The organism is Gryllotalpicola kribbensis (assembly GCF_039538245.1).
In the GTDB taxonomy this organism is placed as follows: domain Bacteria; phylum Actinomycetota; class Actinomycetes; order Actinomycetales; family Microbacteriaceae; genus Gryllotalpicola; species Gryllotalpicola kribbensis.
In genome coordinates this window covers 24,782-48,771 of record NZ_BAABBX010000004.1, presented here as the reverse complement: position 1 = coordinate 48,771, position 23,990 = coordinate 24,782, and the positions used below count along the sequence as shown (strand labels likewise).

The following is a 23,990-nucleotide window of genomic DNA, read 5'->3' as shown; positions in this document are numbered from 1 at the left end:
TGGCCGCTGGTAGGCAGGGACGCATGACGAACTCAGCCGACCAGACCCCGAACGCCACCCCCGCGGGGCGCGCCCCGCTTCCCGGTAGCGCCCGCCCGCCCGCTGCCGGCATGCAGGCGGCGTCCGTGCCGGCGGGCGCCGAGGCGCGCATCGAGGCGACCCTCGTACTGCGCCGCCGCGCCGAGCTTCCCGAATCGGTCGTTCGAGGCACAGCGATCTCGCGGGACGAACTCGCCGCGAAGTACGGCGCCGACCCGGCCGACGTCGAGCGGGTCACCGCCGCGCTCGCCGAACACGGCATCGAGGTGCTGTCGGTCGACCCCGCGAGCCGTCGCCTGCGGGTCGCCGGCACGGTTGAGGCGCTGCAGGCGGCCTTCGGCACGAGTCTCGAGTGGGCCGAGAGCGAGGCGCCGTCGGGCGGCCGGGTCGCGCACTGGCACCGCACGGGCGAGCTGAGCCTGCCCGAGCAGCTCTCGGGAGTCGTGACCGCCGTGCTCGGTCTCGATTCGCGCCCGCAGGCGCGGGCCAACTTCCGCGCGGTGCTGCCCCACGCGGTGTCGTCGAGCTACACGCCGGTGCAGCTGAGCGACATCTACAGCTTCCCCGCCGGAACAGACGGCGGCGGCCGCACCATTGCGATCATCGAGCTCGGCGGGGGCTTCGACGCTTCCGATCTCGACACCTACTTCGCCGGCATCGGGGTGGCCTCGCCGACCGTCACCGCGGTGGGCGTCGACGGGGCGCAGAACCGGCCGGGCGGCGACCCGAACGGCGCCGACGGCGAGGTCGCCCTCGACATCGAGGTGGTCGGCGGGCTCGCCCCCGCCGCATCGATCGTCGTCTATTTCGCGCCCAACACCGACGCGGGCTTCGTCGATGCGGTCGCGCAGGCCGCCCACGCGAGCCCCACGCCCGACGCCATCAGCATCAGCTGGGGCCAGAGCGAAGACCAGTGGACGGCGCAGGCGCGCCAGGCGATGGACGATGCGTTCGCCGACGCCGTCGCCCTCGGCGTGACCGTCACCGTGGCGGCGGGCGACGACGGGTCTGCCGACCGTCAGGCCGACGGCAAGCCGCACGTCGACTTCCCGGCGTCGAGCCCGCATGTGCTCGCATGCGGCGGCACCCGGCTCGAGGTCGACGGCTCGGGCCGGGTCACGGCCGAGACGGTCTGGAACGACGGCAGCGGCGGGGGCGCGACCGGCGGCGGCGTCAGCGCCGCCTTCGAGCTGCCCGACTGGCAGCAGCCCGTCGATGTGCCGGCGGCAGCCGGCGGTCGCACCGGCCGCGGCGTTCCCGACGTGGCCGCCGTTGCCGACCCTGAGACGGGCTATGCGGTGCGCGTCGATGGCCACGACACCGTCATCGGCGGCACCAGCGCGGTCGCTCCGCTGTGGGCGGCGCTCGTCGCCCGGCTCGTGCAGGCCACCGGTGCGCCGCTGGGCCTCGCGCAGACGGCGCTCTACGCCGACGCCGTGAAGGGCCGGTCGCCCGCCGGGTTCCGCGACATCACCTCCGGCGAGAACGGGGCCTATTCGGCGACCGCCGGGTGGGACGCGTGCACCGGCCTCGGCGTTCCCGACGGCGAAGCGCTGCTGAAGGCGGTGCAGAGCTAGCGTCGGTCGGCGAGCCGCCTCAGCCCCGCACCGCGACGCCCAGCTTCTCGACGAGGGCAGCGCGACGCTCGGCGGCGCGGGCGCCGAGCGCCGCGGCGAGGGCGCTCACGTCGCCGGGAACCGGCACGCCAGCATCCGTCACCGCTCCCGTGATCGGTGCGCCGGCCTGCACGGAAAGCGGCAGAATGCCGGCCCACACGCCGTGGTCCTCACCGTCGTCGTGCGCTTCGCCGACCCCTTGGAAGCGCACCTTGACGCTGACCTGGTCGAGCGGCAGGCGCAGCACCGTCGTCGCGGCAAGCTCCTTGGCGGTGATCTCGCGGACGCCCGCGCGGCGGCCCGGCATGAGGTGGTCGCCCACGATCCAGAGCGCCGCGAGGCGCTGCTCGAGCGGCACCAGCGTGGCGCGACCGAAGATCATCGCGCTGCGGTAGTTGGCCGAGCTGTCGTTGAGCGAGCGTGCGTAGACGAGCCCGTCGAGGTGCGTGACCGTCGCCGACACGGGCACCCCGTCTGCGCCTGCGTCCAGGAAGAGCCCGCCGCCCGTCGATCCGTGCAACAGTAGCTGCGCGCCGAGCCCGTCGCCGAGGTCGCCCACCGCGTAGAGGTACGGCAGCACGATCGGAAGCCCATCGCGCACCATGCCGACGTGGGCGATGTGCCCCTCCGCGAGGATCTGCGCCAGCACGGCGGGGTCGTCGGTCTGGCGTTCGCGCTTGCGTCGCACGGTGAGGGTGGGTGAGGCATCCGTCATGCTCCTCACGGTAGGCATCGGACTGGTCTAGTGTGGGGTCCACTTTCCGCAAAAGCGAATGGACCAGTCATGCCCGCGTCGAGCAAGAGCGCCCGCGTCGCCGAGTCGGTGCGCGCCATGATCCACGACGGGCGCCTGCGCGCGGGCGACGCCCTGCCGTCGACGCGCGCGCTCGCCGCAGAGCTCGGTGTCGCGCGCGGCACCGTGGTCGCCGCGTTCGAGCAGCTCGACGGCGAGGGGTATCTGACGACGCGGCACGGCGCTGCGACGCGCGTGGCGGCCACTCTCGCCGGGGCGCCGGTTCCGGTGGCCGCCATGACCGCGATGTCGGGCTCCGCGGTGCCAGAGGCCGCACAACCCGCCCCGGCACTCACCTGGACGCCCGAGGCTGCGCCCGCGGTGCCGCCTCTCGACCTGACCCCCGGCGTTCCCGCCGTCAGGGCGATCTCAGAGCGAGACTGGCGCGCCGCCTGGCGGCACGCGGCCGCGGTCCCGTTGCGCGACAGCTACCCCGACCGCTTCGGCGAGCCCGAACTGCGCCTCGAGATCGCCAAGCAGCTGGGTTTCAGTCGCGGCTTCGCACCGACGGAGGGGCGCGTCATCGTCACGGCGGGAACCGCCGAGAGCCTCTCGCTGATCGCCGAGGCGCTCGGCCCCGGCGCACGCATCGCCGTCGAGAACCCCGGCTACCGCAGCGGCCGACAGGCGCTCGCGGCGGCCGGCGCGCGTCTCGTTCCGGTGGCCCTCGACGAGCACGGCCTGCGGCTCGACGAGCTGCGAGCGGCGCACGGCCGGGCGCGGCTCAGCGCCGTCTCGGTGACCCCGAGCCACCAGTACCCCATGGGTGCCGTCATGCCCATCGGCCGCCGGCACGAACTGCTCGAGTGGGCCGCCGCGGAAGGCGTCGTCGTCATCGAGGACGACTACGACAGCGAGTTCCGCCACCACGGCTCGCCCTTGCCCGCGCTCGCGGCCATCGACACGGCGGGCGTCGTGCTGCACATCGGCAGCCTCTCGAAGGTGCTGAACCCCCAGCTGCGGTGCGGCTACGTCGTGGTGCCCGAGGGTGGCGCGGCGGCCGAGCGCGTGCGCGCCGGCCGCTCGGCCCGCGGCGCGGTCGTCGCGAGTCCGACACAGCACGCGATCGCCTGGCTGATGAACAGCGGCGCGCTGCGGCGGCACGTCGCGCGCGTCCGGCGCGACTACGCGCACAAGCGGGCGATGGTGGCGGATGCCTTCGCTGCGCTGCCCGGAGTGACGGGGGGCGCTCTCGCCGGCGGTCTGCACGCCACCGTTCAGTGGGGCGACGGCCGGCCGGAAGACGCCCTCGTCGCCGGCATCCGTCGGCGCGGCGTCGTGGTCGTCCCGCTCGGGTTCTACGTCGTCGAGGGCAGCGGTCTCGTCACGCACGGTCTCGTCCTGGGGTACGGCGCGGTGCCCGCATCCGCCCTCGCTCGCGCGCTCGACGGAATCGTCGCAGAGCTCGCACTCGCGTGAGCCTCGAAAACGGCAGGAAATGGCGCGAAACCCAGCGGGAAATCCCGGGATTCCCCGGGCCCGCACCCTAGGGTGGGCCGCGTGTGGGGCATCGAGAGGAAGACCGCGCCGGGTGGCGCGATGACCGATTCTGAGCCCGACCACGCCCTCAATCCGCCGGCCCAGCAGGGTGCGACTCCGCACCAGCTGACCACGGGGGACCCGAGCGTCCAGGTCGGCAATGTCGCCGAGCACGCCTGGTCGAAGTGGCGCGAGGAGCTCGCCAACATCGGTGGTCCGTCGCCGCTGCTGCACTTCCGCGACGAGCCGCGCACCCGCATCGACCTGGGTTCCGCACACCCTGGCGGTATGCCGACGTTCATCACGGGTGAGCGAACGCTGCTGTCGAGCCTCATTCGCGACGACATCGCGCTGCGCAACGCGCGCCTCGCGGCCGGCGCGATCACTGAGAAGGGCATCGAGCTGCGCAGCGTGCGCGGCATCGAGGGCGTGCACCTCGCGATCGGGCTCGCCGCCTGGCGCAACGGCCTCGACGAGTACCTCGCCCCGGTGCTGCTGCGGCCGCTCGCGATTCGCCGCTACGGCCGCGACTTCGAGCTGAAGCTGCGCGGCAAGCCGTTCCTCAACCCCGAGCTCGCCCGCGCGCTGGGCGAGCAGTTCGGCATCCGGCTGGACCCCGATGAGCTCGTCGGACTGGCTCTCGCCAACGGCGCCTTCAAACCCCAGCCGGTCATCGACCGCCTGCGCGCCCTCACAGCCCAGCTCGCCTGGTTCCAGGTGCAGCCGCGGCTCGTCGTCTCGAGCTTCGCCGATGTCGCCGGCACGATGACCGCCGACGCCGCGCGGCTCGGCCACCCCGTGCTCGACGCGCTCGCAGGCAACCAGGCGGCGCACCACCAGGTCGAGAGCTCGTACAGCCCCGCGCAGGTGGTCGGCCAGGACGCGCGACCGCCCGCCGTCGACAACCTGCTGCTCGACGCCGACGAAGAGCAGGACGCCGTGGTCGCGCAGATCGCCGCGGGGAACTCGATCATCGTCAAGACGCTGCCGGGCACGGGCGGCACGCAGACGATCGTCAACGCGCTCGGCGCCCTGATCGCGCAGAACAAGCGCGTGCTCGTCGCGAGCCCGCGTCGCTCGAGCTTCGACGGCATCGCCGCCCGCCTTGCGCACGTCGGTCTCGGCGGCGTCGCGGTGCGGCCCGACACCCTGCGCCGCGATCTCATCGCCTCGATCGGCCGGAACGAGAAGGCCGAGCAGCCCCGGGTGGCCGACGTCGACGACGCCCTCGTGCGCCTGCGCAAGGTGCTGCTCGACTACCGCGGCGCCCTCACGAGCACGCATCCCGAGCTCGGCGTCAGCATGCTCGACGCACTCGAAGAGGTCGCGAACCTCGCCCTGCTTCCGACGCCGCCGTCGACGACGGCCCGGCTCGACTACGACTCGCTGGTCGCGATCGCCCATCGCCGCAAGGAAGCCGCGCAGACGCTGATCAAGGCCGCGCGCCTCGGCGAGTTCAAGTACGGCCCGGGGGATTCCCCCTGGTACGGCGCCCAGTTCCGCACGCCCGCCGACGGCGAGGCTGCGCACGAGCTTGCGAAGAAGCTCAACTCGATCGAGCTGCCGCGCCTCATCGACCGCGCGCAGAAGCTCATCGCGACGACCAAGCTGCGGCCTTTCGAGAACATCGCCGAGCTGGGGGTGTACCTGCGCCTCCTCGCCGATCTGCGCGAGACCCTCGACCGCTTCCAGCCGAGCGTCTTCGACCGCCCTCTCACCGAGCTGATCACCGCTGTCTCGGGGCGGCGCGATGCGGGCATGAGCAACGGCGACCGGCGGCGCCTGCGCAAGCTCGCGCTCGAGTACGTGCGGCCCGGCGTCCACGTCTCAGACCTGCACGAGAGCCTGCTCAAGATCCAGCAGCAGCGCACGCTGTGGAACCGCTTCGCCGAGGCGGGCGCTCCGCCGGCCGTGCCCGTCGGGATCGCCGATGTGCAGGTGGCCTACCAGCGCGTGGCCTCCGATCTCGCGAGCCTCGACGGTCCGCTCGCGCGTGCCGGCACGCCGGCCTCGCTCACCGTGTTGCCGCTCGCGCAGCTCAGCTACCAGATCGCCGGGCTGGCCGCCGAGAGCGAGGTGCTCGCCAATCTGCAGGAGCGCACCCAGCTGGTCGCGCAGCTGCGCGAGGTGAACCTCGACCCGCTGCTCGCCGACCTGTCGAGCCGCCATGTCGGCGAGTCCCAGATCTCGGCCGAACTCGAGCTCGCCTGGTGGCAGTCCGTGCTCGAGCACCTGCTGACGACCGACAAGGCGCTGCTCGGCGGGAACACCGGCGTGCTCGACCGGCTCGAGGCCGACTTCCGCCTCGTCGACGAGGCTCACGCCGGCGCTCAGGGCCGCAACCTCGCCTGGCAGCTTGCCGAGGCGTGGCGGATCGGGGTCATCGACAACCCCGATGAGGCGAGTGCCCTCAAGCAGCTGCTGCGCGCCGACAAGGCCACGCCCGAGGCTGTCACCCGCGCCGCGCCGCGCCTCTCGCGTGCGCTCGCGCCCGTCTGGCTGGTGTCGCCCTACGAGGTCGGCAAGCTTCCTGACTCCCTCGACTTCGATGCGGTCTTCCTGGTGGATGCCGGGGCCTGCACGCTGCCCGAGAACATCGGGGCCATCCGCCGAGCCCGTCAGCTGGTCGCGTTCGGCGACCCGGTGACGCAGACGCCGTCGCCGTTCGAGACGGCGGTGCGGGCGGATGCCGCCGCGAGCCCCGTCGTCGCGCACGACGTCGACGCGCTGCACACGAGCTCCACCCTCGCCCAGCTCTCCGAGCTGCTGCCCGTCTTCACGCTGACGCGGTCGTATCGCGCCGGTGGCGACGACCTCGCCGAGCTCGTCAACCGCCGCTTCTACGGCGGGAAGATCGAGGCGCTGCCGTGGGCGGGCACCTATCTGGGCCACGGCTCGCTCAACCTGCACGTGGTCAAGGAGGGCTTCGGGCTGCCCGACCCCGAGACGGGCGCGGTGGAGTCCGTCGACGCCGAGGTGGCCAAGGTCGTCGAGCTGGTCATCGACCACGCCGTGAACCGGCCGCGTGAGTCGCTCATGGTGATCACCGCCTCGAACCGCCATGCCGTGCGGGTCAACCAGGCGGTGATCCGCGCGTTCCAGACCCGGCAAGAGCTCGCCGACTTCGTGCTCGCCGATCGCGCCGAGCCGTTCACGGTCGTCACGCTCGAGCAGGCGACCGCGCAGAGCCGCGACCGTGTGATCTTCTCGGTCGGCTACGGCCGCACGCCGCACGGGCGGCTGCTGTCGAACTTCGGGCCCCTCGCGGCGCCCGGTGGCGAGCGCCTGCTCGCGGTCGGCCTCACCCGTGCGCGCCGCTCGATGGACATCGTCTCGTGCTTCCGCCCCGACGACGTCGACGACAGCCGCCTGCCGCACGGCGTGGTCGCGCTGTCGCACGTGCTCGGCGAGGCGGCTGATATGGATGCCTCGCTGCCGGACGCCCCCGAGACGACCGAGCCCCTGCTCGTCGACCTGCGCGCGCGTCTCGAGCGGCGCGGCCTGTCGGTGCGGCTGGGCTATCGTGGAGCCCTTCCGCTGGTCGCGTCGTATCACGGCAAGGCGGTCGTGGTCGAGACCGACCAGATCGTCGGGCACGGCTCGTTGCGCGAGTCGCTGCGCCTGCGGCCGGAGCTGCTGCGCCGCCTCGGCTGGCATTACCTGCGCGTGCACAGCTTCGAGCTGTTCGCCGACCCCGAGGCGATCGCGGGCCGCGTCGCCCGCCTCATCGGTGCAGCGCCCTCGCAGAACGCCGAGACGACGCCGCTCGACCTGCCGTAGCGCGGCGGGCTCGCTGCGCGTCTGTCTGTCTGCCGAGCCGCGGGCGTATGTTCCGAAACACTTGAACGAGCGAACCATTTCTGCGTGCCAGAGAACCAACGGTTCGACAGCGGCACCATTGGTTTGCGCGCGGTGACATTGGTTCGCGGGGAGAACCAATGTTTCCCTTGGGGCCAAGAATGGTTCTCTCGTTCAAGTGCGCGGAGCGGGCATCCCCGGCGCAGCGCCGTCGTCGCCCGAGGCGCACGCGCAGCGGCGCGAGAATTGACGGGATGAGCGAGGACGAAGAACGGATGCCTCGACGGCGTTCCCATCGTCGGGTGACGACTCCGCCGGCGCCCGGCTCCGACCCGGCGCCCGCGCTGCCGCCGCGGGTCGAGGCGCCCGAGGAGCGCTCCGAGCGCAGCGACTCGAACGATGAGCGGCTGAAACGCGACGTGCCCCCGCACTGGTGAGCACGGGGGCACGTTCGACGGAAGCCGACTACTGCGGCGGCTGATCGGCGGCGTGCGCGCCGGAGCTCGACGGTGCCGCAACCGCGGCCGCGGCCGCCTGCTGCGCCTTGAGCAGATCGCGGATCTCGGCGAGCAGCTCGACGTCGGTCGGCGCCGGGGGTTCGTCGGGCTGGCCGGCCTTCTTGCGGGCGTCCAGCCGGTCCTTGAAGTGGTTCATCGGCAGCACCATCACGAAGTACACGACGGCGGCGACAGCGAGGAAGCTGATCACGGCCCCGATGACCGAGCCGAATAGCAGGAACGACTTCTCGCCACCGACGGTCGGGATTCCGACCTTCAGCGCGTTGTCGAGGCTCTTCGCGTTGAACACCGCGCTGATCAGCGGGTTGATGATGCCGGTGACGATGGCGGTCACGACAGCGGTGAACGCAGCACCGATGACGACCGCGACGGCAAGGTCGATGACGTTGCCGCGCATGATGAAATCTCTGAAGCCCTTGAGCACTTTGCCCCCTTCGCGAACCGCCTGCGCTCGACGAGAATCCTGAGCGTTCACCTGCATATTAGGACCCGCTCGAGCTCGACCCGCCGGAGGACGCGCTGCCCGAGCCCGACGACGGCCCCGCCGCGCCCCCGGCAGAGCCGCTGCGCGAGTCGGTGCGATAGAAGCCCGAGCCGTTGAAGGTGACGCCCGTCAGGCCGAAGACCTTGCGCAGCTTGCCGCCGCAGTTCGGGCACGCGGTCAGGGCGCTGTCGCTGATCGACTGCACGACGTCGAAGGCGTGGCCGCATTCTGTGCACTTATAGGAGTAGGTGGGCATGGTTCCTCGCGTTCTCGAGCCGCGCAGCTCACCGACGACAGCAGGCTCAGGACTCGGGAAGGCCCAGACCCTTCGCGCGCTTCGACAGCGGCACGATGCGGCTCGGGGTCACGACCCCGTCGACCGGCTCATCGTGCCGTTCGCGGGGTACCTCGTCAACCAGTTCGTCGTCGAACAGCACGGCAAATACCGGGGGACATTTTCCCATGCTGCCGAGCATCTTGTCGAAATACCCCTTGCCCCAGCCGAGCCGCATGCCGCTCAGGTCGACCGAGGCGGCCGGAACCAGGATCACGTCGACGTCGTTGATGGCCATCGGCCCGAGCAGCTCGCCGGCCGCCTCCGGCCAGCCGAGGTGGCTGACGATCTCGGTCTCGCCGTCGCCGGTCGTCCAGTCGAGCAGCCCGTCGAGGCGCGAGATGGGCAAGAGCGTGCGGATGCCGGCATCCCGCGCCCAATTCAAGAACGGGCGCGTGTTCGGCTCGGACGTCGCGGAGAGATAGGCGGAGAGGGATGTCGCGCCCATGCTCGTGACGAGCGCCTCGAGGCGCTGCGTGAGCTGCTCCGTCTCGCGCTCGACGGTGACGAAGGGCTTGTTGCGGCGGCGTTCCCGCAGCTCGGCACGCAGGGCGCGCTTCTGATTCGCGATCTCGTCTGCGGGCATGCCGACATTTTAGGGAGTGGCGATCTGTACGCTGAGAACATGGCGAAGTCCTCGATCACGAAAGCCGTCATTCCCGCAGCGGGTCTTGGAACGAGGTTCCTGCCCGCGACCAAGGCGATGCCGAAGGAGATGCTGCCGGTGGTCGACACCCCGGCCATCCAGTACGTGGTCCAAGAGGCGGTGGACTCCGGGCTCCACGACGTGCTGCTCGTGACGGGCCGCAACAAGAACGCGCTCGAGAACCACTTCGACCGGGCGGCCGAGCTCGAGGCGTCCCTCGAGAAGAAGGGCGACGCCGACAAGCTGCGCAAGGTCAACTTCTCGACAGAGCTCGCCGACGTCCACTACGTGCGCCAGGGCGACCCGAAGGGCCTGGGCCACGCCGTGCTGCGGGCCCGCCCGCACGTCGGCAACGAGTCCTTCGCCGTGCTGCTCGGCGACGACATCATCGACCAGCGCGACCCGCTGCTGACCAAGATGCTGAACGTGGCCGAGACCCGGCACACCACCGTGGTCGCGCTGCTCGAGGTCGACCCCAGCCAGATCCACCTCTACGGCGCCGCCGCGGTCGAGACCACCGACGACCCCGACGTGGTCAAGATCACGGGCCTCGTCGAGAAGCCCAAGGCCGAGGACGCGCCGAGCAACTACGCGATCATCGGCCGTTACGTGCTGCGGCCCGAGATCTTCAACATCCTCGAGCACACCGAGCCGGGCAAGGGCGGCGAGATCCAGCTGACCGACGCGCTGCAGACGATCGCCGAGGGGCCCGACTGGATGGGCGGCGTGTACGGCGTCGTGTTCCGCGGCCGCCGCTACGACACGGGGGACCGGCTCGACTATCTCAAGTCGATCGTGCGCATCGCCGCCGACCGCGAGGACCTCGGCCCCGAGTTCCGGCACTGGCTCATCGAGTACGCCTCGACGCTGCCCGAGCAGATCCCCGCGAGCGAGGTGCTGCCCGACCCGAGCACGGGCACCATTCCGATCATCCACAGCGCATAGGGGCGATCCCCGCGGGCCGGATAATCTGGTCGGCATGGCCTTGTTTCTGCCGACGCTGACGGACGGCCCCATCACGGTGCGGCCGGCTCGCGTGCGCGACGCGAGGTCGCTCGAGCGCGAGCTGCTCGACAACCGCGGCTGGCTGCGCCAGTGGGAGGCGACGAATCCGCACGGATCCGGCGGCTTCGACACCCGGGCGAGCATCCGGGCTCTGCTCTCGAACGCGCGCGCGGGCCATGGCCTGCCCTTCCTCATGGAATACGAGGGCGAGCTCGCCGGGCAGCTGAACGTCTCGTCGATCACCTACGGCTCGCTCTCGAGCGCGACGATCGGCTACTGGGTCTCCGAGCGCTTCGCGGGCAAGAACATCACCCCGATCTCGGTGGCGCTCGTGACCGACTACTGCTTCTTCCAGCTCGGGCTGCACCGCATCGAGATCTGCATCCGCCCCGAGAACAAGCCGTCGCTGCGCGTGGTCGAGAAGCTCGGGTTCCGCTACGAGGGGCTCCGGCGCCGGTACATCCACATCAACGGCGACTGGCGCGACCACTTCTGCTTCGCGCTGGTCGTCGAAGAGGTGCGCCAGGGCGTGCTGCGGCGCTGGAAGGACGGCGCGGTGCCCGCGCTCAACGCCGTGCGCCCAGAGGCCGACGTGAGGGCCGCGCTGCAGCAACTTCCCGTGATCAAATGACACGCGTGTAATTTGCCCGGTCGGGCGCGAGATCGCCCATACCATCGCCCCATGGCGGACGGGAACCTGCTCGGGGGAGGCGTCGTCGTGGCGCTGGCCGCGGCGCTCTGGCTCGCCTACCTGATACCGACGTGGCTGCGACGCCGCGAATACATGGCGACCGAGCGAAATGCCGTCCGGTTGCAGCAGACGCTGCGCATCCTCGCCGAGGCAGCCGAGGTTCCGGAGGAGATCCACGTGGAGGCCACCGCACGCGACATCGCGGAGACGCAGAAGGCGCTTCGGAAGGTTCAGCAGCGCGCCGTCGCCGAGGCGAAGGAGCGCGCCGCGCTCGCCGCTCGCGCCGAGGCGCAGCTGCTGGCCGAGAAGAAGGCGGCCGCCGAGGCGGAGGCGCGCGCAGAGGCCCAGGCGTCCGCCCAGGCGCGCGCGTGGGCGGCGGCCGAGGCCAGAGCCCGCGTCGCCGCGACCCGCGAGCGCACCGAAGCCGCCGCGCGCAAGGCACGAGCCGCGGGGGCGGTCCTTCCGGCGAACGTCGCGCGGGGCATCCGCCGCGGCCGCATCCTGTCGACCGGCGTGCTGCTCGCCGGAATCATCGTCTTCGCCCTCGGCGCCTTCGCCGGCTGGGCGATCGTTCCGCTCGTGATCGGCGCGGCGCTGTTCGTGGGCGCGCTCGGCGCACTGGCACGGCTGGCGAAGCGGGTGACGGATGCCCGCCGCGCGACGCGCCTGCTGGCCCGCGGCGCCGACGCCGCAGCCTCCGCGCTGTACGACCACGCCGAGTACGACGTCTCGACGACGCAGCTCGTCGAGGCCGAGGAGACGGCGGTGGCCGAACCGTGGACACCGCGGCCCCTGCCGCGCCCCCTGCACCTGTCGCGCGGCACGGCTGCGGCGGCGACGATGGCCTCGATCTCGGCCGCGGCCGAGCTGCGGCGGGCGGCCGGGAAGGCCGAGCTCGAGGAGCGCGCGGCCGAGCTTCTCGCCCAGCGCGGTCCGCGCATCGCGAAGCTCGTTCCGGCGAAGCCCGCGGCGCAGCAGGGCCGCGCGGGGGTTCTGGGCGGCCACCTCGGCACGGACACGCCCCCGGTGCCGGTCTCGCAGCCGGCTGCCACCCCGGCCCCGGCCGAGACCGGTGCGGAGCGGGCGGCGACGACGTCGACGGCTGCGCCGGCGCAGGCATCCGCCCCGGATTCGCGCTATGCGCGCATGGGCATCGTCGGCGAGAGCGACGCGCCCGCCATGAACCTCGACGAGGCGCTGCGGCGTCGTCGGGCGGTGTAGCTAGGCCGGCAGCACCTTCAGCGACTGCCGGTGCCACACGAGCGGATTCCGCTCGTCATCGCTCATCATGGCGAGCACGCGCAACACGATGATGTCGTGATCGCCGGCGGGGTATGCGTGCTCGATCGCGCACTCGAGCCAGCAGGGCGCATCGAGCAGGAAGATCGCGCCGGAGGGCGCCTCGCCCGTCTCGACCCCCGCGAAACGCGACTGCTTGTCGCGTGAGGCGAGCTGCCGGGTCTTCTCGGCGTGGCTCTCGCCGAGGATCGAGACGCCGATCGCCGGCGCCGTGGAGAGCGCGGGCCAGGTGGTCGAGCTGCGCTGCACGGCGAAGGACACCATGGGCGGCTCGTACGAGACGCCGACGGAGAACGACGAGGCGATCATGACGGTCGGCCCGTCGGGAAGCCGAGCCGCCAGGGCCGCCACCCCCGAGGGGAAGCCGGAGAAAGCGGCCTTCATCTCGCCGGGGTCTGAGGTAAAGTCGCGGGTCAGGGTCATCTCACTTCTCCTTCACGGTTGCGGCGGCGAGCACGGCCGGCGCCCAGCGTTCGATCCAGGTGTCCAGCGAGCCGTCGTCTGCATAGCGGGAGTCGAGCTGGTACAGGCCCTGGGCCGGGGCGATCGCGCCCAGCTCGACGAGCACGGGCTTGAGGGTGAGCTCGGGCGCGAGGGCGTGAGCGGGCCCGGCGCCGAGCATGAACGGAATGCCCACTCGGCCGGCGAGCCCGGTCGCGGTGGCGAACTGATCGAGGAACAGCTTGAGCAGCCCGGTGTAGGTGCCCTTGAACGTCGGCGAGGCGGCGATCACGATGTCCGCCTGCTGGACGATGCCGACCGCCCGAGCGACCGCGGCGTCGCCCCAGCCGAGCAGCCCCGGGCCGAGCTCGGCGACCTCGATCACGGTCGGGTCGGCGCCGAGCGCGGCGGCGAGGCGCTCTGCGGCATCGCGGGTGCGCGAGGCGGGCTTCGGGTTTCCGACGACGACTGCTGCGGTGACCATCAGGCGACCATCCGTTCTTCTGTGTGTGCGGTTTCGATGAGACGTTCGGGGGCGGCAGGTGCTGGGCGCAGCCGCAGCGTCGCGGCCGCCGCAACGGCGACGAGGCCGACGCCGGCGAGGATTCCGAGCGCTGCGGCATCCGACCACGCCGCGAGCGCGACGGCCGTGACGGCACTGCCGAGGACCGCGCCGAGCTGCTTCATGGCGTTGAACGATCCGGATGCCGCGCCGACGGATTCCCGCGGAACCGTGGTGATCGCCGCGATGGAGAACGGCGACCAGACGAACGAGTTCGCGACGCCGAAGAGCGCGAAGGCCGTCGACAGGGCGATCAGTGAGGCGTCGGCCGCCACGAGCAGTGCGGAGGCGCCGATCGACACGACGAGCGCCACGGCGCCGATCACGGCGACGACCCGCGGCCCCACGCGGTTGTTGAGCCGCGCCGACAGCGGTGCGGCGAGCAGGCATACGGCGCCCATCGGCACCAGGGTGAGCGAGGCGGGGACGACGCCGAGGCCACGGGCGTCCTGCAGGTAGAGCATGAACGGAACGGGAGCGGAGCCGACGACGAATGCAGCGGCGGCTGCGCCCCATGAGGCGGTGACGAAGCCGCCGCTGCGGAACAGGGCGACCGGAAGCAGGGCCGTCTCATCGCTGTTCCGCTGCAGCCAGACGACCGCCGTCGCGGCCACGGCGCCGGACACCGCCCACAGCCAGCGCGGCGCGCCGAGCACATCCGGCGAGGCGGCCTCGAGCCCCTGGATGCCGAGCACGAGCGCGAACACCGCCGCCGCGTTCGCGACCATCGCCCAGAGCGGGATGCGGGCCGAGGTGCGGCCGCCGGCCGGCACCCACAGCAGCACGGCGGCCGCCGTGACGACGCCGAGGGGGAGGTTGACGGCGAAGATCGCCGGCCAGCCGCCGACCCCGACGAGGATGCCGCCGAGCAGCGGCCCGGCGATGGTCGCGGCACCGCCGACCGCGCCCCAGACGCCGAGGGCCACCGCGAGGCGCGGCGGGTGGAACAGGGCGCGGATGATCGTCAGGCACTGCGGGGTCATGAGCGCCGCCCCTACGCCCTGCAGCGCGCGCCAGAGCACGAGTGCGTCGATCGACGGGGCCAGCGCGCACAGCAGGGAGCCCACCGTGAAGACGGCGAGCCCGGCGAGGTAGACCCGGCGATGCCCGAAGCGGTCGCCGAGCCGCCCGGCGATCAGCAGCGGGACCGCATACGCGAAGAGATACGCGCTGTTGACCCAGATCGCCATGGTCAGCGTCGTGTGCAGCCCCGAGATCATCGCGGGCAGTGCGACGGAGGTGATGGTGCCGTCGAGCAGCAGCATGAAGAAGCCGAGGCAGAGGCTGGCGAGGGCGAGCCAGTGACGCGGCTTCGTGCCGTCCGTGTCGGTCATTCTCGGCTGCCGCCCATCTCAGACGGCCAGGTTCTCGCGCAGCGTGCTGCCGGGGTAGCGCGGCGCGAGCGCGCCACGGCGGCGCAGCTCGGGCACGAGCAGCTCGCTGAGCTCGCCGAAGCCCGACGGCATGGCGAGTGGGCTCGACAGCATGTAGCCGCCCCGCGCGCCCGTCGCGGCGAAGTTCTCCTCGAGGGCGTCGGCGACCATCGCGGCGTCGCCGACGATGGTGTGGTCGAGACCTGTGGCCGAGCGCCAGCCGTGCTCGAAGAACTCGGCCCTCGTGAGCGAGTGGTCTTCGCCGTAGCTCGCCACCAGCGACCCGACCAGCCCGGCCGGGCTGGCGTTCGCGGCGACGATCTGAGCGCGCAGCTCGCCGAGGGTGAAGGACGCGGGCAGGGTCGAGAAGTCGTAGCCGGCGTTGTGCGACAGGTAGGTGCCCACCGCCTCCTCGCTCCAGTACCGCAGCACCGAGTCGCGGCGCTCCTCGGCCTCGGCCCGCGTGCGCCCGACGATGACCTGGGTGGCCCACAGGATGCCGACGTGCGCGGGGTCGCGGCCCGCGTCGGCGAGTGCCTCGTCGAGCAGTGCGCGGTGGCGCTGCTGACCGGCGAGGCTGCCGCCGAAGCCGAAGATCAGCTCGGCGAACGACGCGGATGCGGCGATGCCGCGCGGCGAGTTCCCCGCCTGCACGATCACCGGGTGCACCTGAGGGCTCGGCACCGAGGCGAGCGGCCCCTTCACGGTGAAGAACCGCCCCGCGTGGTCGATGGCGTGCACCTTCGCCGGGTCGGCGAAGCGGCCCGACTCACGGTCGCGGATGATCGCATCGGGCGCCACCGAGTCCCAGAGCGCGCGGCAGACGCCGATGAATTCCTCCATGCGCTCGTAGCGCAGCTCGTGGTCCATCAGCTCCGCATAGCCGTAGTTGGCGGCATCCGCCCCGCGGGTCGAAGCCACGACATTGAACGCGACCCGCCCGCCCGTGACGTGATCGAGCGAGTTCAGCAGCCGCGCGACGTAGAAGGGATGCATGAACGTGGAGGAATACGTCAGGCCGAAGCCGATCTTCTCCGTCACGGTCGACATCGCCGCGATGATCGGCGACATGTCGTGGCGGGGCCACTGGATGCCCCACTCCACGGCCGGCTCGATGCTGCCCCGCCACGTGCTGGGCACCCCCGAGCCGTCGCCGAAGAAGAGCATGTCGACGCCCGCGCGCTCGGCCGTCTGGGCGAGCTCGAGGAACATCCGGACGTCGGGGAAGTCGCGCCCCACCCAGGAACCGGGGCGTGCCCAGCCGCCCTCGGTGTGCGTGAAGGACAGGTCGTAGGCGAGGTGCATGCCGCTCATGCAGCGGCCCCCGCCCCGGCGCGAACGGCGCGCGCCCAGAGCCCGACGACCTCGTCGACGTCCGAGATCACGGCGACGTTGAGCTCGAGTTGCACGAGCGCCGCCTCGTTCACCGCCAGGTCGTAGGCGGCGGTCGCGTCCCGGGGGATCACGACCGGCCAGTCGAGCTGCATCGCGTCCTGTGCGGTCGCGTCGACGCAGCACTCGCTCGTGAGGCCGACGATGGTGAGCCAGCCGTAGCCCGCGGCATGCAGCTCGGCGTCGAGCGAGGTGCCGAGGAATCCGCTGTAGCCGCGCTTGACCACGCGCAGCTCGCCGTCGGCGGGCTGCATGCGGTACCACTCAGCGCCCGGCGTGCCGACGATGCACGGCTCGGCGGCGCTCATGGGGGCGTTGTAGTCGCCCTCGCGCAGCCACGCGCTCGACTTCCAGGGGCGGCTCGGGTCGCTGCCGAGCTCGACCCAGACGACCGGCACGCCGATCGCGCGGGCGGTGTCGACGAGTTCGCCGATGCGGCCGACCGCGGCGTCCAGCGCGGCGACGGCGGCATCAGACAGGCCGTAGGCGCCGAGCAGCTCGGGGTCGCCGAAGTCGCGCTGGACATCGACCACGACCAGGGCGGGGCGCCGTGTGCCGTCCGTCAGCTGGGCGAAGCGCGCCTCACGCAGCTCTGCCATCACGCCGCCGCCTCGTCCTCGGCGCGCAGCCGCGGCAGCACGGTCTCGCCGAACAGCAGCATGTCGCGGTCGTACTCCGGGAAGATCAGCATGAGCCCGTCGAGCTCGGCCTCGTCGACGATGTACTGGATGTGCTCGCGCACGGTGTCGGCGGAGCCGGCGACGTAGGCGGTCTGGAACGCGGCCTCGCCGACCGCGCCCGCGGCCCAGGCGCGCGCCTGCTCCTCGGGAACCCCCCACGAGCGGCGCATCAGGGCGAGCGCTTCGCGATCGACGCCGGCGCCCCACTCCGCGACCTTCTTCTGCGCAAGCGCGTCCGTCTCGGCCTGCACGACCGTGAGCATCGAGTACGTCTTGCAGCTGCGCCCGTTCGCCGCGGCGCGCTCGTGCACATCGCGGGAGAGGTCGCGCATCTCCTCGAGGCTGTCGCCCGCGAGGAACGCGCCGTCGGCGAAGCGCGCCTGGAACTTCCGGGCGTCCTCCGACTTGCCCGCACTGATGATGGTCGGGCGCGTGGCGGGGTGCGGGCGCGACTCGCAGTCCTCGAGGTCGAAATATGGCGTGTGCATGGTCACGGAGTCCTCCGTCCAGAGCCGCGTGACGGCCTCCGTCCACAGCTCGGTCATCTCGTAGCGGTCGGCGTGGCTGAGCTCGGGGTCCCAGACGCCGAACTGCTCGAACTCGGCCGCATAGGCGCCGTTGACGATGTTCATGCCCGCCCGGCCGCCCGAGACGTCCTGCAGGGTGGTGTACATCTTCGCGGCGACCGCGGGGTTGTGCAGGTTCGCGTGCATCGTCGCCCAGATCTTGACCCGGCTCGTCGCCTCGGCGAGAGCCGACATCATCGTCATCGACTCGAGTGAGCGCCCCCAGTGGTCGGTCGTGCCCCCGAAGCCCCGCCACTTCGCCATCGACATGATGAAGTCCAGGCCGATCGCCTCGGCGTGCAGCGCCGCGCGCTTGTTCCACGCGTAGGTGGCCTCGGGGTGCGGGGCGCTCGTCGAGAGCATCCAGCCCCCGTTTCCGATGGGGAGGAAGATTCCGTATTCTTTCGCGGCCATGTCGCGGCCTGCCTTTCAGGGTGAGCGGATGCGTGGGAAGGCGCCGGTGCGCCGGGTCCGGGCGGGGCGCTGCCACGGGCCGGACCCGGCGGGGCGGTGAGCGCTACGGCGCGGGCCAGACGAGCTTTCCGCCGGAGTAGATCGCCGTGATGTAGGAGTTGTCGAACCAGCCCGCCGCCTCATCGGAGGTCACGCTCGCAGGCACGATCTTGAACTCGTGCAGCATGTCGACGAGCTTGGTCACGTTCGCCGGGTCGACGCCGCCGAGGGGCTGGCCGGGCGTCGGATTGTCCTTCACGACCTGCGTCTCGGTCTTCCAGATGGTCGCGTTGAGCTTCTTGTCGTAGGTCGCTCCGGAGAGCGCCGCCGCGTAGCCGACGCACTGAGTGACATGCGCGTCGCTCGAGGAGCAGTAGGCATAGGCGTGCAGGGCTGCGCGCAGGATGTCTTCGACGGCCGTCGGGTGCGCCTTGGCGAAGGCGGGGTTCACCGCCATGGCGCCCAGCGAGCTCGGAACGCCGTACTTGACGGGCTGCCAGACGGTGACCTTGTCGCCGGCTGCCTTCAGCTGGTTGGGCTCGTTGGAGATGAAGCCGGTCAGCGCCTCGAGGCCGCCCTGCTTGCGCGGCAGGACGGTCGGGTCGTAGCCCTCTTTCACGAGCTTCAGCGAGTCCCACGTGACGCCGGCCTTCACCATCATCGCCTCCACCGCGGCGGGCACGTAGCCCTTGTGGCCGACGACCTTGCCGTCGAGCTGCGTGAGGTCGGTGATGTCGGAGTTCGTCATCAGGATGTCGAGGCCGGCGTTCGAGTACGAGGAGATGCCCTCAATGTCGATGCCGTTCGCGCGCGCCTGGATCAGGTCCTGCTCGGCGACCGCGGCCACGGTGGCCTGCCCGGATGCGAGCAGCTTGGTGTTCTGTGCGGTGTCGCCGCTGCCCGGCTTGAGCTGGACGTCGAGGCACAGGTCCTTGAAGTAGCCGAGCTGGCTCGCCGCGATGTATTCGAGGATCGAGGCCGAGGACTGGAACTGGTAGCCGGACAGGTAGGTGATCTTGCCTGCGGCCTTGTTCTCGGCGCAGCGCTTCGATGAGATGTCGGCGCCGGCCTTGCCCGCGCTGGCCTGTGGTGAGCCCGAGCTGCACGCGGCGACGGCGACCGCGAGCGCGGCGGCGGCCAGGGCGGCGAGACCGGTCTTGATGAGACGGTGCTGCATGTCACTCCTAGTTGGTGAAGTGGTGCTGGGGGAGGGGCGGAATGTACGGAACGTGGGAAAAGAGGCAAGGGTCGACCGGCGCCCCCGCCGTTGCGGGGAGGAGACGGCCGTGACGGGGTCGGATCAGTCGGTGGAGCTCTCGTGCCAGTGCAGGACGCGGCGCTCGATGACGGTGATCACGAGCAGCAGCAGCACGCCCATCACGGCGAGGATGAGGATCGCCGAGTACACGACCGCGAGCTGGTTCATCGACGAGGCGGTGCTGATCACGGTCCCGAGACCGCCCGTCGCACCGGAGGCCGAGAGCTCCGCCACGACGGCGCCGATGATGGAGAGCGGGAAGACGATGCGCAGCGCCGCGAATAGGAACGGAAGCGCGTTCGGGATGCGCAGGTGGACGAGGAGCTCGATGCGCGAGGCATCCATCGTCTTGTAGACCTGCAGCACCTGCTGCGGCACCGAACGCAAGCCGGTCGTCGTGTTGATGAGAATCGGGAAGAAGCAGATCAGCGCCGTGATCACGAGCTTCGGCATCGGGCCGAAGCCGAACGCGACGACAAGCGCCGGAGCGATCGCGACCAGCGGCGTGACGTTCAGCACGACCGCGATCGGCATGACCGCGCGACGCACGATCGGCAGCTCGCTGATCAGCACCGCGAGCACGAAGGCGGCGACGAAGCCGATGACGAGGCCCGCCACGGACTCGCCGAGCGTGATCATCGCGTTCTGCAGGTAGTAGCCGAGGTTCTGGCCGAGCGACTGCCCGATGGCGGGCAGCGGCGGCAGCAGATAGGGCAGCTTGGCAGCGCCCAGCTGCCAGAGCGCGCCGAGGGCCGCGAGCATGACGACGAGCGGCAACCAGACCGCCGGCCTGACCCAGGCGATGCGCGACTGGGGATGCCTGAGGCTGTAGCGGCTCGGCTCGACCGGTGGCTGGGCGGCGGCGGTCGCGGTGGGCCGCTCGGCGGTGGCGGTGGTCTCTTCGACGGTGGTCATCAGGGTCTCCTCCTCAGGCGGCATCCGCCGAGCGCCAGGCGCTGTGCAGTGCGTCCCTGATGCGGTCCTCGTATTCGTGGAAGCGCGCGTCCTCGAAGAGGCGCTGATTGCGTGGCCGCGGCAGGTCGATGTCGATCCAGTCGACGATGCGGCCCGGCCGCGGTGCCATCACGACAACGCTGTCGGAGAGCCGGACGGCCTCTGAGACGGAGTGGGTGACGAACAGCACGGTCGTCTTGAGCTCGTCCCACAGGTCGAGCAGCTGGTCCTGCAGGCTCTCGCGGGTGAACTCGTCGAGTGCCGAGAACGGCTCGTCCATGAGCAGCACATCGGGCTGCAGGCCGAAGGCGCGCACGATGGCGGCGCGCTGCTGCATGCCGCCCGAGAGCTGCGAGGGCAGCTTGTCGACCGCTTCCGAGAGGCCCGCCTTGTCGAGCAGCGCGAGCATGTCGGGCGCGCCTCGGCTCTCATCGCGTGCGCTCAGCGCGCCGATGCGCTCTCGGCGGCCGGCCGCGCCGCGGTTGATCTTGTGGGGCAGCGTCACGTTCTTGAGCACCGACAGCCAGGGCAGCAGTGCCGGCGACTGCGGGACCAGGCCGATGAGCTTGGCTGCGCACGCCTCCTCAGGCGTCACGCCGTGCACGCTGACCGTGCCGGCATCGGCCGACTCGAGCCCCGCGACGAGACGCAGCAGGGTGGACTTCCCGCAGCCGCTCGGACCGATGAGGCTGACGAAGCGCCCCGGCTCGATCGTGAGCTCGACATCGTTGAGCGCGACCATCGCCGACGGGCCGAACCCGTAGACCTTGCGAACGGAAGCCAGCTCGACTGCCTGCGTCATGATGAACACCCTCCATACCGGCGGCGGGCAGAACAGAACTGCCCGATCTCGTATGGCGGAGAGCGTGCGTAGCGAGCGATGATCTGCCACGCGGAAATCCGCTTGTCTTGCCGCTATCGTAAACAGCCCACGTTTCGCGGAATCGATGCTCTCGGTTGCGTGTGTGTTACATCTGCCGGCTGCGGGACGTTCGTCACTTGCTCAAGGGAGCGGTGCGGATGCCGTCGAAGACGCGCACCTCGACGCCGAGATCCGCTGCGGCGGTCGCGACCCAGCCGCCGAGGGCCTGCACGACGACCTCGGTCACGACGAGCACGGCGCGCTCGGCGCTCGGCACGCCTTCCCGCAGCCAGAGCAGCTTGAAGAGGTCGGCCATGACCTTGTTGCGGTAGCTCGGCTTGTAGGCGCCCTGGTTGGCCACGAGCTGCACCACGATGCGCCCCTCGGCATCGATGCCCTCGACCTCGACGCGGCTGCGGTTCTCGAGCAGCAGCGCTTTGGGTCGCAGTGCGGTGCCGAGCTCGTCGCTGAGTGCACACAGCATGCGCCGCTCGACGGAGCCCTCCGCGAAGCGGCTCCACTCGTTCGGCGCATCCACGACTGTCAGGCGCACGCTGGTGAGCATAGGCAGCCCAGATTGCCCCCGTGTTTCACTGGTGGGCAGCGCAGAGGCCGGGAAGCTGCACGCATTCCCGGCCTTGGCTGCTGCGGTTCAGATGAGCCAGCGCTGTGATTGCACGACAGGCAGTCGCTTCCACTGGTGGCCGAGGCCCCAGGTGTCGCCGGCCGAGACGGCAGCCACGACGATCAGCGCAAGGGCGTAGATGATGTGGTAGTCGACGAGCGGGTTGGTGGATGCCGCGTTCGCGCCGAACGGCCACTCGGCGAGGTACATCAGCAGCAGCACGACCGTGCCGGCGACCGCGCTGATGCGCAGGCCGACGCCGGCCATCACGGCGACGCCGATGGCGAGCATCGCGATCATGAACAGCCAGTCGGTCGCCGGGCTGGCGATGGCGGCGAAGGTGCCCTTGAGTGGGCCGACGACGGCGTCGCTGTTCAGGAATCCCTGGCTCGGCGCTCCGCCGTTGATCCATGCTCGTGCGACGGGCGTCGAGAATCCGAGGCCGAACGTCTTGTCGAGGAAGGCCCACAGGAAGATGAAGCCCGTCGCGAGGCGCAGCACGGCGAGCGAGCGGCGGCCGAAGGCGCTTGTCACGATGTCGGCCTCGTCGCGCACCTTGGCGCGACGCGTGGTGGCGGTTGGTGCGGCACCCATGGGGTGGGCGGCGGTGGCGGTGCTCATGATCCTGGCTTCTTCCCGATCGACCTGGTATCTATGTCGTACCGAAAGCTACTCTCGACGTGGTCGGCCAATAGGGTCGTAAGTCCCGCAGGGGGAGCGGGCGGTCAGGAACGCCCTGCTCGCCGTGATAGTCTTTTCGAGCACTTGGGCCCTTGGCGCAGTTGGTAGCGCGTCTCGTTCGCAATGAGAAGGTCAGGGGTTCGAATCCCCTAGGGTCCACGAAAAGATGCCCGGTCAGAACGCGTTCTGACCGGGCATCCTGCGTTCAGCGGTAGATGCTGGGGCGCGGCGCCTCGCCGTTCAGGAAGTAGCGGCCCACTTCGTTCAGCTTGTAGGCGATGGGGTCGTGCAGGCTCAGGGTGCGCGCATTGCGCCAGAAGCGGTCGAGGCCGTACTTCGTTCCGGCCGAGCGCGCACCCGTCAGGTCGTAGATCCCGCTCGTCACGGTGAGGGCGGTGGTGGTCGCCGTGATCTTGGCCCCCGCGATGGCCTCGGCGACGGCCGCGCGCGCCTCGGCCGTGACGGCCGTGCCCTGGTCGTGCAGCCACTGCAGCCGGCGCTCGCCGCGCACGACCGCGGCGGCCGCGGACTGGGCGGCGGCGACGAACTCGCCATAGCCGTTCAGGATGAAGGGGTCCTCGCCTGCTTCGGAGACGGAGGCGTGCGACCACGGCATCGAGCGCTCGCGCGTGAAGGCTCGCGCTTCGAGCAGCGCGCCCTCAGTGATGCCGAGCTGGATCACGCCGAACATGAGCTGGAAGTTCAGCACGGCGACCGACGCGAACGGGTCCTGCAACTCGGTGACGGGGCCGAGCTCGGCGATGAGCTCGCGCGCGGGCACGACGACGTCGACGAAGCTCAGCGAGCGGCTCGCGGTGAGTCGCTGGCCGAGCATGTCCCAGTCGCCGCCGATCGTGAGGCCCTGCGCAGCGGGGTCGACGGCGACGACGTTGAGCCGGCCGCTTTCGGCGTCGATCACCTGCGTGAAGAGGCGCTGCGCGACCGGCGCCCCGGTGGCGAAGCCGACCTCGCCGTTGAGGATCATCCGGTCACCGTCGCGCCGCAGGCGGATCGGGCCCGTGTGCCGCGCGGTGCCCGGGCTCGCCCACAGCCACTTCTGCGCAGCGGTCGCGGCCAGCATCCGCCGCGTGGTCTCGGTGTCGTAGTGGGCGAGGATGCGGGTCCAGCCGTAGTGGTAGCCCAGGATGTGCGCGATGCTCGCGTCCGCTCGGGCGATGCGGCGCGTGACCTGGGCGGCCAGCGCGAAGGGCAGCCCGTCGCCGCCCGCGGCGGCCGGCAGCGCGATGCCGAGCAGTCCGCGCGAGCGCAGCAGCTCGACCTCGGCCTCCGGCAGGTCGGCTGCGGCCTCGCGCTCGACGGCGTCGGAGCGCAGCTCGTCAGCGACCTCGTCGGCGACGCCCAGCCAGTGCTCCCACTCCGCGGGCAGGCTCAGCGACGGGTCGGCGATCAGATCAAGGTCGGTCACCCGCCTAACCATAGG

Annotated in this window: 23 protein-coding genes and 1 tRNA gene; 8 read left to right on the top strand and 16 right to left on the bottom strand. The window is 71.2% G+C overall.

Translation table 11 applies throughout. The features are described 5' to 3' along the window. The first annotated feature begins 23 nt into the window (after positions 1 to 23). The gene (locus ABD716_RS02700; RefSeq protein ID WP_344773540.1) at positions 24 to 1,616 is read left to right on the top strand and encodes a S53 family peptidase; all 1,593 of its coding nucleotides are present in this window, start codon (positions 24 to 26) and stop codon (positions 1,614 to 1,616) included. A gap of 19 nt (positions 1,617 to 1,635) precedes the next feature. Here the strand turns inward: ABD716_RS02700 and ABD716_RS02695 are convergent, their stop codons facing one another. Continuing rightward, positions 1,636 to 2,370, bottom strand: coding sequence for a pyridoxamine 5'-phosphate oxidase family protein (locus ABD716_RS02695; RefSeq protein ID WP_344773538.1), 735 nt, complete (start codon positions 2,368 to 2,370; stop codon positions 1,636 to 1,638). A gap of 69 nt (positions 2,371 to 2,439) precedes the next feature. On the opposite strand from ABD716_RS02695, the gene pdxR reads away from it, so the two are divergent. The 3 genes from pdxR (at position 2,440) to ABD716_RS02680 (ending at position 8,162) form a co-directional block, all read left to right on the top strand. Further along, the gene (gene pdxR / locus ABD716_RS02690) at positions 2,440 to 3,867 is read left to right on the top strand and encodes a MocR-like pyridoxine biosynthesis transcription factor PdxR (protein WP_344773536.1); all 1,428 of its coding nucleotides are present in this window, start codon (positions 2,440 to 2,442) and stop codon (positions 3,865 to 3,867) included. A gap of 120 nt (positions 3,868 to 3,987) precedes the next feature. Next, entirely contained in the window at positions 3,988 to 7,707 is a 3,720-nt protein-coding gene (locus ABD716_RS02685; RefSeq protein ID WP_344773534.1) for a DEAD/DEAH box helicase, read from the top strand. 320 nt (positions 7,708 to 8,027) lie between these two features. Next, the gene (locus tag ABD716_RS02680; protein WP_344773532.1) at positions 8,028 to 8,162 is read left to right on the top strand and encodes a hypothetical protein; all 135 of its coding nucleotides are present in this window, start codon (positions 8,028 to 8,030) and stop codon (positions 8,160 to 8,162) included. A 28-nt stretch (positions 8,163 to 8,190) separates the two neighbouring features. On the opposite strand, the gene mscL is transcribed toward ABD716_RS02680, so the two are convergent. The 3 genes from mscL to ABD716_RS02665 are packed head-to-tail and all read right to left on the bottom strand — an operon-like array spanning position 8,191 to position 9,647. Further along, positions 8,191 to 8,667, bottom strand: a complete 477-nt coding sequence (gene mscL, locus ABD716_RS02675; RefSeq protein WP_425553370.1) for a large conductance mechanosensitive channel protein MscL — start codon at positions 8,665 to 8,667, stop codon at positions 8,191 to 8,193. Between the two features lie 58 nt (positions 8,668 to 8,725). Continuing rightward, the gene (locus ABD716_RS02670) at positions 8,726 to 8,983 is read right to left on the bottom strand and encodes an FmdB family zinc ribbon protein (protein WP_344773528.1); all 258 of its coding nucleotides are present in this window, start codon (positions 8,981 to 8,983) and stop codon (positions 8,726 to 8,728) included. Positions 8,984 to 9,029: 46 nt separating this feature from the next. Next, a complete protein-coding gene (locus ABD716_RS02665; RefSeq protein WP_344773526.1) occupies positions 9,030 to 9,647 on the bottom strand; it encodes a 5-formyltetrahydrofolate cyclo-ligase in 618 nt (205 codons plus the stop codon). A gap of 39 nt (positions 9,648 to 9,686) precedes the next feature. Between ABD716_RS02665 and galU the strand changes: the two genes are divergently transcribed. From galU to ABD716_RS02650, 3 genes are read left to right on the top strand one after another with little or no spacing between them, the layout of a single operon-like run. Next, positions 9,687 to 10,652 (top strand): UTP--glucose-1-phosphate uridylyltransferase GalU, encoded by a 966-nt coding sequence (galU, locus tag ABD716_RS02660; protein ID WP_344773524.1) that lies wholly within the window; start codon positions 9,687 to 9,689, stop codon positions 10,650 to 10,652. 34 nt (positions 10,653 to 10,686) lie between these two features. Beyond that, positions 10,687 to 11,343 carry a GNAT family N-acetyltransferase gene (locus ABD716_RS02655; protein WP_344773522.1) on the top strand — a complete coding sequence of 219 codons (657 nt, stop codon included), beginning with the start codon at positions 10,687 to 10,689 and terminating at the stop codon, positions 11,341 to 11,343. 51 nt (positions 11,344 to 11,394) lie between these two features. Beyond that, the gene (locus ABD716_RS02650; RefSeq protein WP_344773520.1) at positions 11,395 to 12,624 is read left to right on the top strand and encodes a hypothetical protein; all 1,230 of its coding nucleotides are present in this window, start codon (positions 11,395 to 11,397) and stop codon (positions 12,622 to 12,624) included. Here the strand turns inward: ABD716_RS02650 and ABD716_RS02645 are convergent, their stop codons facing one another. From ABD716_RS02645 to ABD716_RS02595, 11 genes are all read right to left on the bottom strand, one after another. Then, positions 12,625 to 13,125: a flavin reductase family protein gene (locus ABD716_RS02645; protein ID WP_344773518.1), complete on the bottom strand. Its 501-nt coding sequence runs from the start codon at positions 13,123 to 13,125 to the stop codon at positions 12,625 to 12,627. It lies immediately after the preceding gene. A gap of 1 nt (position 13,126) precedes the next feature. Beyond that, positions 13,127 to 13,627, bottom strand: coding sequence for an NADPH-dependent FMN reductase (locus ABD716_RS02640; RefSeq protein WP_344773516.1), 501 nt, complete (start codon positions 13,625 to 13,627; stop codon positions 13,127 to 13,129). Beyond that, entirely contained in the window at positions 13,627 to 15,039 is a 1,413-nt protein-coding gene (locus ABD716_RS02635; RefSeq protein WP_344773514.1) for an MFS transporter, read from the bottom strand. The genes ABD716_RS02640 and ABD716_RS02635 overlap by 1 nt, the downstream gene beginning before the upstream one ends. Positions 15,040 to 15,057: 18 nt before the next feature. Then, positions 15,058 to 16,392, bottom strand: a complete 1,335-nt coding sequence (locus tag ABD716_RS02630; RefSeq protein ID WP_344773512.1) for an NtaA/DmoA family FMN-dependent monooxygenase — start codon at positions 16,390 to 16,392, stop codon at positions 15,058 to 15,060. After that, entirely contained in the window at positions 16,389 to 17,069 is a 681-nt protein-coding gene (locus ABD716_RS02625; RefSeq protein ID WP_344773510.1) for a cysteine hydrolase family protein, read from the bottom strand. Before ABD716_RS02625 ends, ABD716_RS02630 begins: the two co-directional genes overlap by 4 nt. After that, complete coding sequence (locus ABD716_RS02620; RefSeq protein ID WP_344773508.1) at positions 17,069 to 18,130, bottom strand: LLM class flavin-dependent oxidoreductase; 1,062 nt, start codon at positions 18,128 to 18,130, stop codon at positions 17,069 to 17,071. The genes ABD716_RS02625 and ABD716_RS02620 overlap by 1 nt, the downstream gene beginning before the upstream one ends. Positions 18,131 to 18,233: 103 nt before the next feature. Then, positions 18,234 to 19,346 (bottom strand): ABC transporter substrate-binding protein, encoded by a 1,113-nt coding sequence (locus ABD716_RS02615; RefSeq protein WP_344773506.1) that lies wholly within the window; start codon positions 19,344 to 19,346, stop codon positions 18,234 to 18,236. Between the two features lie 123 nt (positions 19,347 to 19,469). Further along, positions 19,470 to 20,342 carry an ABC transporter permease gene (locus ABD716_RS02610; protein WP_344773504.1) on the bottom strand — a complete coding sequence of 291 codons (873 nt, stop codon included), beginning with the start codon at positions 20,340 to 20,342 and terminating at the stop codon, positions 19,470 to 19,472. Positions 20,343 to 20,355: 13 nt separating this feature from the next. After that, entirely contained in the window at positions 20,356 to 21,186 is an 831-nt protein-coding gene (locus tag ABD716_RS02605; RefSeq protein ID WP_425553373.1) for an ABC transporter ATP-binding protein, read from the bottom strand. A gap of 190 nt (positions 21,187 to 21,376) precedes the next feature. Further along, entirely contained in the window at positions 21,377 to 21,796 is a 420-nt protein-coding gene (locus ABD716_RS02600) for a hypothetical protein (RefSeq protein ID WP_344773500.1), read from the bottom strand. 99 nt (positions 21,797 to 21,895) lie between these two features. After that, entirely contained in the window at positions 21,896 to 22,489 is a 594-nt protein-coding gene (locus ABD716_RS02595; protein ID WP_344773498.1) for a DoxX family protein, read from the bottom strand. Between the two features lie 146 nt (positions 22,490 to 22,635). On the opposite strand from ABD716_RS02595, the gene ABD716_RS02590 reads away from it, so the two are divergent. After that, positions 22,636 to 22,708, top strand: a tRNA-Ala gene (locus tag ABD716_RS02590). A gap of 46 nt (positions 22,709 to 22,754) precedes the next feature. Here ABD716_RS02590 and ABD716_RS02585 read toward each other — a convergent pair. Then, complete coding sequence (locus tag ABD716_RS02585; protein WP_344773496.1) at positions 22,755 to 23,975, bottom strand: acyl-CoA dehydrogenase family protein; 1,221 nt, start codon at positions 23,973 to 23,975, stop codon at positions 22,755 to 22,757. Positions 23,976 to 23,990: the final 15 nt, after the last annotated feature.